The sequence below is a fragment of the Streptomyces sp. Root1304 genome (assembly GCF_001426405.1).
In the GTDB taxonomy this organism is placed as follows: domain Bacteria; phylum Actinomycetota; class Actinomycetes; order Streptomycetales; family Streptomycetaceae; genus Streptomyces.
This window is the reverse complement of the sequence record NZ_LMEP01000009.1, coordinates 1-12,483: the sequence shown is the minus strand read 5'-3', so window position 1 is coordinate 12,483 and position 12,483 is coordinate 1. Positions and strand designations below refer to the sequence as shown.

12 protein-coding genes and 4 pseudogenes are annotated in these 12,483 nt (G+C 70.1%); 10 read left to right on the top strand and 6 right to left on the bottom strand.

Annotated elements, in window-relative coordinates; translation table 11 throughout:
- Positions 1 to 26: 26 nt before the first annotated feature.
- The 4 genes and pseudogenes from ASD33_RS36785 to ASD33_RS12170 form a co-directional block, all read left to right on the top strand.
- A pseudogene (locus tag ASD33_RS36785) lies at positions 27 to 710 on the top strand (FAD-dependent monooxygenase); the annotation flags it as partial.
- A 193-nt stretch (positions 711 to 903) separates the two neighbouring features.
- Positions 904 to 1,767, top strand: coding sequence for an FAD-dependent monooxygenase (locus ASD33_RS36780; RefSeq protein ID WP_277922085.1), 864 nt, complete (start codon positions 904 to 906; stop codon positions 1,765 to 1,767).
- 228 nt (positions 1,768 to 1,995) lie between these two features.
- Complete coding sequence (locus tag ASD33_RS12175; RefSeq protein ID WP_079044724.1) at positions 1,996 to 2,727, top strand: TetR/AcrR family transcriptional regulator; 732 nt, start codon at positions 1,996 to 1,998, stop codon at positions 2,725 to 2,727.
- 172 nt (positions 2,728 to 2,899) lie between these two features.
- Positions 2,900 to 3,577 carry a hypothetical protein gene (locus ASD33_RS12170; protein ID WP_056557801.1) on the top strand — a complete coding sequence of 226 codons (678 nt, stop codon included), beginning with the start codon at positions 2,900 to 2,902 and terminating at the stop codon, positions 3,575 to 3,577.
- A gap of 111 nt (positions 3,578 to 3,688) precedes the next feature.
- Here the strand turns inward: ASD33_RS12170 and ASD33_RS12165 are convergent, their stop codons facing one another.
- Positions 3,689 to 5,248: a pectate lyase gene (locus ASD33_RS12165; protein WP_056557799.1), complete on the bottom strand. Its 1,560-nt coding sequence runs from the start codon at positions 5,246 to 5,248 to the stop codon at positions 3,689 to 3,691.
- Between the two features lie 362 nt (positions 5,249 to 5,610).
- Here ASD33_RS12165 and ASD33_RS12160 point away from each other — a divergent pair, with 362 nt between their 5' ends.
- The 3 genes and pseudogenes from ASD33_RS12160 (at position 5,611) to ASD33_RS12155 (ending at position 6,900) form a co-directional block, all read left to right on the top strand.
- Positions 5,611 to 5,985 carry a VOC family protein gene (locus ASD33_RS12160; protein ID WP_056557796.1) on the top strand — a complete coding sequence of 125 codons (375 nt, stop codon included), beginning with the start codon at positions 5,611 to 5,613 and terminating at the stop codon, positions 5,983 to 5,985.
- Between the two features lie 297 nt (positions 5,986 to 6,282).
- Positions 6,283 to 6,423: pseudogene (locus ASD33_RS36265) on the top strand (IS5/IS1182 family transposase); the annotation flags it as partial.
- A gap of 99 nt (positions 6,424 to 6,522) precedes the next feature.
- Positions 6,523 to 6,900: a nuclear transport factor 2 family protein gene (locus ASD33_RS12155; protein WP_056557794.1), complete on the top strand. Its 378-nt coding sequence runs from the start codon at positions 6,523 to 6,525 to the stop codon at positions 6,898 to 6,900.
- Between the two features lie 58 nt (positions 6,901 to 6,958).
- On the opposite strand, the gene ASD33_RS12150 is transcribed toward ASD33_RS12155, so the two are convergent.
- Together ASD33_RS12150 and ASD33_RS36260 are read right to left on the bottom strand one after the other, a co-directional pair.
- On the bottom strand, positions 6,959 to 7,723 hold the full coding sequence (locus ASD33_RS12150; protein WP_056557792.1) for a maleylpyruvate isomerase family mycothiol-dependent enzyme: 765 nt from the start codon (positions 7,721 to 7,723) through the stop codon (positions 6,959 to 6,961).
- Positions 7,724 to 7,785: 62 nt separating this feature from the next.
- A pseudogene (locus tag ASD33_RS36260) lies at positions 7,786 to 7,958 on the bottom strand (IS5/IS1182 family transposase); the annotation flags it as partial.
- 97 nt (positions 7,959 to 8,055) lie between these two features.
- On the opposite strand from ASD33_RS36260, the gene ASD33_RS12145 reads away from it, so the two are divergent.
- Complete coding sequence (locus tag ASD33_RS12145; protein WP_056557790.1) at positions 8,056 to 8,994, top strand: MerR family transcriptional regulator; 939 nt, start codon at positions 8,056 to 8,058, stop codon at positions 8,992 to 8,994.
- Between the two features lie 74 nt (positions 8,995 to 9,068).
- A complete protein-coding gene (locus ASD33_RS12140) occupies positions 9,069 to 9,635 on the top strand; it encodes a GNAT family N-acetyltransferase (RefSeq protein ID WP_199863517.1) in 567 nt (188 codons plus the stop codon).
- A 35-nt stretch (positions 9,636 to 9,670) separates the two neighbouring features.
- Here the strand turns inward: ASD33_RS12140 and ASD33_RS34055 are convergent.
- The 3 genes and pseudogenes from ASD33_RS34055 to ASD33_RS12130 form a co-directional block, all read right to left on the bottom strand.
- Positions 9,671 to 9,979, bottom strand: a pseudogene (locus ASD33_RS34055) (IS256 family transposase); the annotation flags it as partial.
- A gap of 80 nt (positions 9,980 to 10,059) precedes the next feature.
- Entirely contained in the window at positions 10,060 to 10,344 is a 285-nt protein-coding gene (locus ASD33_RS12135; protein WP_157870031.1) for a hypothetical protein, read from the bottom strand.
- 212 nt (positions 10,345 to 10,556) lie between these two features.
- On the bottom strand, positions 10,557 to 10,922 hold the full coding sequence (locus ASD33_RS12130; RefSeq protein ID WP_242426957.1) for a hypothetical protein: 366 nt from the start codon (positions 10,920 to 10,922) through the stop codon (positions 10,557 to 10,559).
- Between the two features lie 1,051 nt (positions 10,923 to 11,973).
- Between ASD33_RS12130 and ASD33_RS12120 the strand changes: the two genes are divergently transcribed.
- A complete protein-coding gene (locus ASD33_RS12120; RefSeq protein WP_157870030.1) occupies positions 11,974 to 12,372 on the top strand; it encodes a hypothetical protein in 399 nt (132 codons plus the stop codon).
- Positions 12,373 to 12,483 lie beyond the last annotated feature (111 nt).

Here is a 12,483-nt window from a genome sequence, read left to right as displayed (position 1 = left end):
CGGATACGCTGTAGCCGAAATACTCGATGGGGGTGCGCGTGACGGACCGCGCAGCCGGGGGACGGCGAGGGGTGCTGGACATGGCGGAATCGAAGGACGCGCCTGCCGATGCGGCGGACACGGCTCGTACTGGGGACGCGGTCGACATCGCTCGTACCGCTGAAGTGGCTGACACCGCTCGTCCGGCCGGAACGCCCGGCGCCGACTTCGACGCCGCTGATACGGCCGACACCACCACCACCACCGTCGTCGTCATCGGCGCCGGCCCCGTAGGGCTCGCCCTCACGCTCGATCTGGCCCGACGGGGGATCCCCGTTCGACTCGTGGAGCGCGCCGGGAGGCGCTTCGAGGGCTCGCGCGCCAAGGGCGTCCAGCCGCGCACCCTGGAGGTCCTGGACGACCTCGGCCTGGCCGACGCGGCACTCGGCGCGGGCGGCGCGTACCCGCCGATGGGCCTGCACCTGGGCCCCTTCACCAAGACATGGCACATGCACGCCACCGCCCCGGAAGGCGCCGGCACCCCCTACCGCGACGTGCTCCTGCTCCCGCAGTACGCCACCACCGCCCTCCTCCACGAAGCCGTCGAGCGCCTCGGCGTACGCGTCGACTTCGGCGTCCGAGCCGTCGAGATCACCCAGGACGAGGAGAAGTGCACGGTGCGACTGGACGACGGGAGGCGGCTGAGGAGCCGGTACGTCGTCGGCGCCGACGGCGGTTCCAGCACCGTCCGCAAGGCGGCGGGCATCACGTTCGACGGCACCACCGACGAGTCCGACCGGATGATCCTCGTGGACGGCACCGTCGACGGCCTGTCCGGCGACCGCTGGCACATCTGGCCCCCGCCTCCGGGGCCGCAGCGTCGCCGCCTGCCCCCTGCCGGGCGCCAGGAATCGCTTCCAGCTCATGATCAGAATCGGTCCGGCCGACCCCGTCGACCTCACCGAACCCGCCCTCGCCGCCCTCCTGCGCCGCCGCGTCGGGCGCTCCCTGACTCTGCGCGAGGTCACCTGGTCCTCGGTCTTCCGCCCCAACGTCCGCCTCGCCGAGCGCTACCGCGCCGGCCGCCTGCTGCTGTGCGGCGACGCCGCCCACGTCCACACACCGGCCGGGGCACAGGGCCTGAACACCGGCGTCCAGGACGCCCACAACCTCGGCTGGAAGCTCCAGCAGGTCCTGGCCGGCGCCGACGACGTACTCCTGGACAGTTACGAGCACGAGCGGCGCCCCGTCGCCGCGCAGGTCCTCGGCCGCTCCACCGAACTGTACGAAGGACTGCGCCGTACCCGTCCCGGCGGCCTCACCCGGGGGCCGGACGAACACCAGCTCGACATCTCCTACTTCGGCGGCCCGCTCGCCCCCGCCGACGGACCCCGCACCGCGACCCTGCGCTGCGGCGACCGCGCACCGGACGCCGCCCTTCCCGAGGCCGCCGGGACGGCGAACCGGCTCTTCGACCTCTTCCGGGGCCCGCACTTCACCGCCCTCGCCTTCGGGCCACGCGCCGCGACGGCCGTCGAACGCCTGCCCTGGCCGACGGGAGGTGTCCCGCTGCGCCGGCACACCGTCCTCGGGCACACCGACCCCCGCACGTCACGTGAGGCGGCGCTCCTCGCCACGTACGGCATCACCGAGGACACGGTCCTGCTCGTGCGCCCGGACGGTTACGTCGGCCAGGTGAGCCATGTCGACCGCGTGAGTCACGGCGGGGCCGCGGTCCACGTCGGTCATGCGGGCGGCGTGTTCACCGCCGGGATCGGGCCCGCCTGACGTCGGGCCCGGGGGTACGGTGGTTCACTGCGATGCGGCAGGCGGGGAGTCGCGTGCCCGCGGCCGAGGCGTGCCGGCTGTCAGAGCGGCCACCGGTGCCGAGGGGGACCGGGGCCGATCTGCCGCCGACGCGGGGGCGGACCGGCCGGCACCGAGCCCCGACTCCACCACTGCGCACAGACCCCGGCACCGAGCACAGCCCCCGTCACCGAGAAAGGCCCCGAGCGCATGGCGACCACCCCGCCGCCCCCCGGCAGTCCGGCCTGGTGGGCCTCCCGACCCGCTCCCGCCCCCGCCGCGGCCCCCGAGCCCCGGCGGGGCCGTCCCTCGCTCGACCCCGCCCACATCGTCGCCGCCGCGCTGGACCTGGTCGACGAGCACGGTGTCCAGGCGTTCTCCCTCCGCACGCTCGCCGAGGCACTGAACTCCGGAACGGCCACCCTCTACCGCCACTTCGACGGCAAGGACGAGATCCTGGCGTACGCCGTCGACAGCGTCCTCGGGGAGGTCGACCTGAACGGGCTCGCCACCGCCGCGGACTGGCGGGAGGTCCTCACGACCACGGCCCACCGCTTCCACGACACCCTGCGCAGCCACCCGCACACCCTGCCGCTCCTCATGGCGTACGTCCCGGTCGGCCCCCACGGGCTCGCCCGGCGCGAGCGCGTCCTGAGCGCCCTGCTCGCGCACGGCCTGCCGGTGGCCCTCGCCGCCCGCGCCTTCACCGCCGTCACGCACTACGTCATCGGCTTCGCCGCCCAGCAGTACGGCCCCGCCGCCGCACCCGAGCAGGGTGCCGAACTCGCCGCCTTCTACCGGGGGCTCGACCCGGACGCGTACCCCGCCCTCGGTCGGGCGGTCCGGTCCCTGACGTCGGTGTCCCCGGCCGAGGAGTTCGCCTTCGGCCTGACCCTCCTCGTCGGGGGACTCGGCCAGGTCGACGCGGTCCCGAATCCCTGATCGCCCCGGCGCGTCGAGAACGCCGACGCGACACGCGGGCACGAGGACCCGAGGACTCCTGTCGACGGCGCCGACGACAATGAGGGTGCTGATGGGGCGGACAGGGCAGGTGGGGCCGCCGGGACGGCAGGAGCCGACGCAACGATCCCCGCCCCGGCTCGTTGATCACGCCATGAAGAACGCCACCCCCCGCCGCCGCCTCCGTTTCCTGGCCACGGGCGTCGCCGCCCTGCTGCTCGGCATCACCGGCGCGCAGAGCACGTACGCGAGCCCCGTCCTCCCCGGTTGCCCGGCGGCCGAGATCTTCGCGACCGACAACACCGCGATCATCACGGACCCGGACGACCCCCGGCTCATGACCCGGCTGCGCCACTTCGACCACGAGGTGCGCCGGATCATCCGCGCCCACGGAGCCAGGCCCGGCGAATCGACGCTCCTCGACGGCGTCTTCTGGTCGGACGAGCTGCAGCAGACGACGTACGAACGCTCGCGCGAGTTCGACGTCGACCGCGCCGGCCCCGAGAGGCTGCGGGACATCGCGGGCGTCATCGCCAAGCAGTACGACCAGGAGGCCGTGCTCACCTTCCGCTGCCTGCCCCGCACGTCGCCGGAGACCGACGCGGTCGAGATCGAGGTGCCCGGCGTCGAGGCGAGCGATCTGAGGAAGGGGCTCGCCGAGGACCCGGAGGCGCGGGAGAAGCTGGGCGGCGGCTCGGTGACGCTCGACGGGCGGCTCGTTCTCGTCGCGGAGATCGAAGACCTGCCGCTGGCCCGGACGTTCACGATCGCCCTCGGTGCCGACTGGAACGAGGCTCAAGTGCAGTACGGGGACCGAGAGTTCGTGGGCTGATCCCGGACGCGCGCGAGGGAACGTCGGTCCGGTACGGGGAACCCCGTACCGGACCGACGAGCGAGGAGCGCCGTGGCGGGACGCCGAGCGGTGGCCCACCCGACAGGGTGCCTACCCGGCGTAGGTCTCGAACTCGGAGACCTTCGGCGTCCCGGTGGAGCCGAGGATCTCGAAAGTGATCTTCTTCAGCGCGGTACGGGGAACCGCGATGACGCCCGCGCCGCTACCAGAGCCCAGGACGGCGCCGGTGTCGCCGTTGAGAACTCGCCAGGCGCCGATCGCACCGGCGGACCCGGCCGCCTCGCGTATCGCGAGGACGGAGACGCTGGTGGCCGATCCCCACTTGATCGACACGGAACCGGTCGGCCCCGCCGGTGACCAGTACGTGCCGGGGTCGGCGTCCCGCACGTTGCCGTAGCTCGTGCCGTCGGCCTTGCTCGAACCGTCCGAGCCGGCTCCGATGCTGAGGTTGGTCCCGGCGGGCTGGCCGGGACCGGTCGTGGGCTGCGAGGTCGGCTCCGGCGTGGGGGCCGTGGGGGTCGGCGTGGTGGGTGCGGGCGTCTGCGGTGTGCAGTTGCCGTCCGAGACCTGAAGTCCCTTGCCCGCACCTGCGGTTCGGCCGACGATGTCGGGTACACACGAGGCCGGGTCGAGGGTGTGGGCGTACGGGATCGCCACGGTGGTGTTGGACTTCGGGTCGGGACCGGCCGGGTTGTTCTCGGCGCCGCGGGCGGACCACGTCACGTTGTCGAAGGCGTTGCCGCTGACCTGCCAGTATCCGGCCGCGTCCGTGTAGAAGGTGCCGAGGACGTCCTTGGAGTCCTCGAAGTAGTTGTTGTCCACCTTGGCGTGGGCGCCTGCGCGGGAGTTGATGCCGGACTCGTTGAGCCGCAGGTAGTGGTTGTTGTACATGTGGGCGGTGCCGCCGCGCAGCAGGGGAGCGCGGGAGTCGATGTTCTCGTACAGGTTGTGGTGGTAGGTGATGAAGCCGTTCGAGAGCTCGGTCTCGCTGGAGCCGACGAGCCCGCCACGGCCGGAATTGCGGAGGACGCTGTACGACAGTGTCACGTACTGGGTGTTGTCCTTCATGTCGAAGAGCCCGTCGTACCCCTCCGACTCGCCGCCGGAGGCCTCCAGGGTGGTGTGATCGACCCAGACGTTGCGGACGTCGCTCTCCATGCCGATGGCGTCCCCGCCGTTGGAGATTGGTGAGCCGGACTTCTTGACGTTCCGAACGGTGACGTTCTGGATGATGATGTTGCTCGACTCGCGTATGTGGATGCCGAGTTGATCGAAGACGGCTCCGGCGCCGACACCGATGAGCGTGACGTTGCTGATCTGCTTGAGTTCGATGACGCCGGCGGCGGTGTTGCAGCTGGGGCCGGACACCTTGGCGGTGTTGGCGTGGTTGATGGTTCCCTCGACCTGGATGGTGATCGGGGTGCTGCTGCTCGCGCGGTTGCACAGGGCGGTGTGGATCGCGGTCCCGGTCGTGGCGCGTACGGTCTGCCCGCCCGCGCCGCCGGTGGTGCCGCCGTTCTGGGTCGCGTATCCGGTGACTCCGCCGGTGGCCGCCGATGCCTGGGGCATCGAAAGCACCACGCCGGTGGCGGCGGCCATGGCCAGGGTGGCCAGTGCCGCGTGGAGTCGTAGTGCGATGGGTCGTCGCATGCTCGCCGTCCTTCTCGTCGGTCAACGGTCGGGAGTGCTCCGCCCCCGGGCAGCCCTGAGGAGGCCGTCCAGGAGGGGATGGAAAGCGCTTTCTATTGCGGGACGATAGGGGGACACGGGGGGAGTGGCAAGGTGCCGTGCGCGCCGGGATACCGCCTTGCCAGGGCAAGATCGGTCAAGTAGCGTCCCCCGACGTGAACACCGGACCGGCGATTCGACGCCACACACAGACGGGCCATCCGGTGGACGACTGACCGCTCTGAGGGTGCCGCGAAGGCACCCCTGCGGTTCGGCGCGCGGACCCCCCAGTGCCCCAGCACTGCGAGTCCCCTTCGAACCGAACCCACAGCGAGGTCATCCACATGGCAGTCAGCTTCAACCACACCATCATCGCGGCGAAGAACCGCGAGGAATCGGCGCGCTTCTTCCGGGAGTTGCTGGAACTCCCCGAGGCGCCGTCCTGGGGTCCCTTCCTCAACGTCCAGCTCGCCGACGGCGTACTGATCCAGTTCGCCGAACCCCCGGTCGAGATCCAGATGCAGCACTACGCGTTCCTCGTCGACGACGAACTCTTCGAGCGGGCGTACGCGCGGCTGTGCGACCAGAACGTCGAGCACTGGGCCGACCCGCAGATGAAGCGCCCCGGCGAGACGAACACGGAACACGGCGGCCGGGGCGTCTACTTCAAGGACCCGGCAGGCCACGCCTTCGAACTGATCACGCGCCCGTACCTGTAGGGCCTGGGGCCGGGACGCGGTGATCGGCGGAGCCCCGCCGGGACGCGGTGATCGGCCGGGCCCGCAGGACCCTTGATCCCGAAGCGCCGGCGGGGCCGTATCCGCCCACATCCCAGGCCGGGCCCGGCCGACATCTGCGGACACCTGCTCCGCAGACGTCGGCCGCCCGGCGCCGAGGCCGGAGGCACGGGACCGACGTCACGGACGAGCGCGGGGGCGCCGTCGACGGCGGACAGTCCCGGCCGTCCCGGCCGCGTGGGCCGCTCCGCGCCCGGGTGCTCAGCCCGCACGGTGTCTGCCGAGGGCCGGATCGACTGGAGCAGGGGAGGCGTCGATCCCACGACCTGCCGTGCTCGTGGGCAAGTGGCCGGCGCCTCAACTGACGCCCCGAAGCCCCCGGGTCGGCACAGGAGCCCGGCCCGTCGCCGCTACGACAAGTGGGCCCCTCTTCGCCAGTGCTGTGACCGGGGTGGTTCACCGTGATCGGAAGTCGGCTCGTGGGACGAGCCCACGCGAAACGGCTGGTATTACTGGGGCATGCCTGAAGAGACCGCACGCTCCGCGATCGACATGTTCATCTCCGCGTTCAACGCCTCGGACGACAGCTATGTGGCCGCCCTGCTCTCCCAGGCCCTGACCTCAGACGTGGTCTTCTGGGGACCGTTGGGTCGCAGCGAAGGAATTGCGGAGGTCGAGCGGTTCGTGCTGGACATCCGGCGCCACCCGGCGGGGACCGGAACGATGGTGCGCTGCTCAGCGGTGGACATGCCTGACGAATGGGCCCGGTACCAGTGGGTCTTCACCACTCCCGATGGAGGCCCCCGCCTGACGGGAACGGACGTCGTCCATCTGCGACGGAGCCTCATCGACCAGGTCATCGTCTTCGCGGGGGAGATCGAGCCGTCCGCCTCCTGAGCCATCCTTCTGTCGCTGTCCCACCCGACGCCTCAAGTGATCCGTCTGCCGGTCGGTATCAGCCCCAGTCCTGCAGCTGCTGGAGCAGGTCGGCGTCGCCCTCGACCCGCAGCGAGCCGGCCGGGATGCGCATGTACATGAGCAGGGCCATCTCGCTCGCCGTGCCGTAGAGGGCGGCGGTGGGCTTGCTCTCGGCGGCCTCCGCCGCGGTGAGGCGGGTGAAGCGGGAACCGGCGGCGTCCACCGTCTGGCGCCAGGAGCCGGCCTCGGCTGCGTGGTAGTCCATGGTGGCGGGCTCGCCCGGCCACGGGACTGTGCCGGTGCAGACGGTGGCGAGGAACTCCTCGATGGCGTCGCCCGCCTCGGTCGCCGGCAGCTCCTGCGGGACACCGGAGGCCAGCTGGGCGTCGTAGGTGTGGATCAGCGACTCGGGGACGCGGCGTCGGGCTACGGCGGCCACCGTGTGCGGTGAGGCCAGCGGCTCCCACCAGGCCCAGCAGCCCCGGTCCGGACCGGCCTCGCGCAGCGCGGTGAGCAGTTGCTCCGTCGAGTCGGCCAGCCAGGATATGAGGGCCTCGCGCTCCCTGGGCGCCGCCAGCCCGTCCTTGCTCGGCCGCTCGTCGCCCGGCGCGGTGTTCAGCACGATGTGGGCCCAGAAGCGGTCCCCCTCACTGAGGTGGTTCGCCAGGTCGTACAGCGTCCAGCCCGGACAGGACGGGACGTCGGCGTCGAGGCTGGGGGCCGCGGTGACGGCGGCGCGGAACGCGGCGGAACGCTCGTCAATCATCCGCAGCAGGGTGGGGAAGGAGAGATGATCAGTCACGCGGACCTTGTATCACCCGGACCCGGACGCTCGCACTCGATTAAGACCGACCAGCAGATGGATCACTTGCGGCGCCGGGTGGTGGGGCGGCCGTCCCAGCAGTAGCGGCTCGTCGACCTCGGATGAGCATGCGGAGCGCGACGAGAGTCGCGGCGACGTGGAGGGAGAACGCGACGACCGCGCTGTTCCTCTCGGTGCAGCGCCGGAGCTTGCCGTAGCCGTTCACCCACGAGTGCGGAGGAACTTTCAAGACGTGTGGATGAGGAGTGGTTGCCTGCCGGTGGGCGAGGGGACTTGAGTCTCCCGTAGGGGGAGACACGAAGGTGGGGTACATGGACGGCGACACGCTCTACTCGATCGGTGAACTGGCTCGGCGGACCGGTCTCACGGTCAAGACCATTCGGTTCTACTCCGATCGCGGAATCGTGGCGCCGACGGACCGCAGCCCGGCCGGCTACCGCCTCTACAGCATCGACGCCGTCGCACGCCTGGACCTCGTGCGGACCCTGCGCGAGCTGGGACTGGACCTTCCCACGATCCGCAAGGTCGTGGACCGCGAGCTCTCGCTTCCCGAGGTCGCCGCGGCGCACGCCGAAGCACTGGCAGTGCAGATCCGTGTCCTGCGCCTGCGGCGCGCGGTGCTGACGGCGGTGGCCGAGCGCGGGTCCACACCTGAGGAGACGGAACTCATGCACCGGCTGGCCCAGCTTTCCGAGAACGAACGCACACGTCTGATCGGCGATTTCCTCGACGCCGTCTTCGGCGGTCTTGACGCCGCCCCCGCATTCGCGGGGGTCATGCGCTCGATGACCCCCGAGTTGCCCGACAACCCGGAGGCGGAGCAGGTCCAGGCGTGGGTGGAGCTGGCCGAAATGTCCCTGGACCCGGGTTTCCGCGCCGTCGTGCGGCGGATGGTCGAGGACCAGGCAGCCGAGCAGACCCGAAGCGACATCATGGGCCCGCGCCGTGACATCGCCGCAGCTGTCCGTGACCAGGCCGGCCCGGCCCTGACCGCCGGTATCGACCCGGCCTCACCCCAGGCCGATCCGATCGTCGCGGAGTTCACGGCGCACTACGCGCACCTCCTCGGCCGCCCCGACGACGTCGAGCTTCGCCGCCGGCTGGCGACTCGGCTGGAGAGCGTGAACGACCCCCGCAGGGAGCGATACCTCCGGCTCCTCGCAGTGGTCAACGGCTGGCCGGCCCCGGAGAGTCTGGCTCCAGTGCTCGACTGGTCCGTCCGGGCTCTGCGCGTCCGGACACAGCAATGACGGGGCGGTCGCAAGGCGGCATGGGGCGGACGCGGCCGGCGTCGGGTGAAAACGCCGCCACATATGATCGGTCGGTGATTGCCCCGGTCGTACTTCAGGTGGCCGCGACGCCGGCCTCTCCCGCTCTCGTTCTTCGCCCCTGGCGCATGGAGGACGTTGCCGCATTGGTCGAGTTGAGCCGGGATCCCGCACTGCGCCAGTGGGCGAGCTCTGTCGTGGACAACGATACCGACGGGGCACGGTGGGTGCAGGCCCAGCAGCAGGGCTGGGCAGCGGGGGACCGGTTCGGCTTCGCCGTCCTTGAGGCACGACCCGGTTCAGTTCGCGAACAGTTGGTGGGCAACGTGGTCCTCAAGGAAGTCACCTCCGGCAAGCCGGCGGCCGAAGTGGGCTACTGGACCGCGGCACACGCTCGCGGGCGGGGAGTGGCCTCCCGCGCTCTGGAGGCACTCACCAGCTGGGCCTTCGACACCTTCGAAGCCGACGGGCTGGAGCGTCTCGAACTCCTGCACCAGGTGGACAACCTGGCATCGTGCCGGGTTGCACAGAAGAGCCGCTACGACTTCGACAGCATCCTGCCCGCTGCACCGCCCTCCTTCCCCCGCGATGGCCACCTGCACATACGGCGCACGAGTGCCTGAGATCCTCCCGGCTTCTGCGGATCGGCTGAGGCAGCTCACACCGCGAGGGTCTCGGGGCGTTCGACGAGTGGCCGCGTTCGAAGCGGGCCCCGGCACGGACCAGAGCGACGAGGCGGGGTGCGTTCACAGCCCGCCGGCGGGCCTGGGCTGACTCGACCAGCTTGAAAACATTTCGCCAGCCCGAAGGCCCGGCTGCCGGCGCCCTTCGTCACCTTGGTCCGCAGCCGCACGGTGGCGAACGTCGACTCGATGGGATTCGTGGTCCGCAGATGAATCAATGAATCCAGTGCTCGGCGGGGGAAGTCGTAGCACGCCAGCAGCTCGTCCTCATCGTCCACGATCTTCCACGCCGTTTAGTGAAGGGTGAGGGTCGGCGAGCGGCGCCGGGCAACCGCCTGCTGGCGGGCCGGAAGCGGGAACGGCACTACTCGCTGATCTGAGTGTGCGCCGGCCCCGAGTCGTAGCGGTCGAGGAATTCGCTCCCCGGGAGGTCGAGCGCGTGCAGCTTGGAGAACACCTCCACACCGGCACCCAGCTCCTCGTCGCCGTCGGAGATCCGATAGGCCTCAACCATGTCGAGGACTTCGAAGTCGTTCTCCCCGGCGTACGCGATCGACTCCTGCTCGGCCAGCTCGATGGCCTGTCGAGGGACCGCGCCAGGAACAGCACGACGCGCTCCTCGTACGGCTGGTTCTCCCAGGCTGCCCACCGGTAGAAGGTTCTGGCGCTGAACCACGTCTTTGGCTGCTTCTCCACTACCGGCCCGCCTTTTCACCTGGCACCGCAACATGATCACCGTAACGAACCGCGACGCACGCGACTGACCCTGACCGCAGCCGGCCGGCCTCTGTCCACTCGGCCAGGCGCCGCCAGCACGTCGTGTCCGAACCGAAGCCGAGCTCCTGCGGCAGGTGAGCCACCTCATACCCCCGGGTCAACGCACCCTGAGCGATCCAAATGCCGTTCGTGCAAGTCCTCTGCGAAGCGTGTGCGATAGACGCCGTAGACAATGGCGTCCGGGGACTGATAGCCCTGGTGCTCCGGGTCCGAGACCTCTGGATCCCACTTGGTTACGTCTCCGCTGAGCGGCGATGCGCGTCCCAGGAATGCCTGTGCAGCCTCTGCCAGTTCGCTCTCGCCAGTGGCCAACGCGTGGCAAAATAGGCGGCCCTGGCCGACCGCCCACATGCACAGATCCTCGGTGCTGTCTTCTGACCAGGCCTCTCCGTCGACAAGCACGCCTTCCGAGAAGTCGATCAGCGACTCTGCGGCATCCAGGTATGCCAACGCGAACCCCTGAAGGACTTCTCTCGGCTGTGACTCCAGCCAGGCCTCCAGGGCAGACAGGCGTGGTCTGGTCGAGTCCAAGACCTCCCAGAACCAGTCAGGAACTTGCCCCAATCCGCTCACCCTCCCTCACAGACCCTGGCAACTACCGTCCGCATCGTAAGAGCGAAGGACCCGGAACCGACCACGTCCCACTGACTGCGGCACCTCAGCTCGCGTCAGGCGCGCTCGACCTCGACTGTGCACAGGGCGACGGGTGCTGGACAGGCGGAGGTCTCCGGACCAGGATTCACAACGGACGCGGCCGGAGTTGAAGGTGATCTCCAGGGCGATCCGCCCGGTGCCCGGAGCGCTGTCTCAGCCGTCGTGATCGAGAACATGCTGCGGGGCGTCGCCGAGGTCCTCAAGATCCTGCCCATGCTTGCGCTATCGCCCCCACGGTTGCATAGCTGGAGTTCCCGTAGACGAAGGTGAAGGCCCCTTGTGGCGAACTGCCCACGGTACGGAACGGGCCGACCAGTCCCTCGTACTCGGCTTCCGTGATGCGGTCGCGCCTCAGCTGAACTCGGTGGCCGAGTGTCGCGGCCGCCTCGACGTACGCGGACACGGTCTCCGGCAGGGTCGGCACGCCTTCGCTCTCCCTGGTCCTCGCGGGTCGGACCGTGCGTTCTCGATCGTCTCCCAGCACCCTAATGGTGCCCCGCAACCACGGTTGTGTTGCGGGTATGGCTGAGCAGGAAGGGTGGCCCTGCCGGACAACTCCGAGCTTGGTGACGTACTTCTTCGAGGCAGTCGTGGCTGGTTTGTGGCTGGACAGTTGATGGGGGTCGCCGGAGCATGGCGCGCAGGTGCGGGGCCGTTCAGGGGAGGACCTGGCAGCATGGGCTTGAACGATGGAGAAGACCCAGGCGGGCAGCGGCCGTGGCAGCGGCCGCGCGCTAGTGGCAACCCTGGTGCGGCTGGGCCCGGAGGCCCCCGTGGGCCCGGGGGGTTCAGTCAGGGGCCGATGCCCTCGGGCGCGCAGATGCCGCAGGCGGTGAAGAGTCTTCGCGTGTTGATGCTGGTCCTGGGTGGGATGCAGGCTGTCCTCGGACTTGCTCTGCTGACCAACAGCGTGGCCATCGCCACGGCCATCTGGGGCGAGGGCGACGCCTCGAATCCGTGCTGCACCCCGCCGGGCGAGGCCCACTCCGGGATCATCGTATTCATCGGAGTGCTCGTACTTGCCGTTGCCGCATGGGGCGTCACCACCGCCCTGAAGTTCCCCACGCGCCACCCCAATCTGCGCGTGTCCGCCTTCGCCTACGGTTGGACGGCGCTGCCCTTCACCCTGGTCTTCTTCGAAGTGGCGCCCATTCTGGGCGTGATCTGGCTCGTGCCGGCCATCCTGGCCATCGTCCGCCCCAACCAACCCGAAAGCCGTGCCTGGTTCGGCCATCGGTCCCTCTGAGAGGGCGTTAAGTCCGATCTTCCTCGGTTCGTGATCGCTCGATCGTGGTACTGATCGCCACGCCGGGCACCTGCTGGGCATGCTCATGCTGAGATGCGAGCCATGGCCATG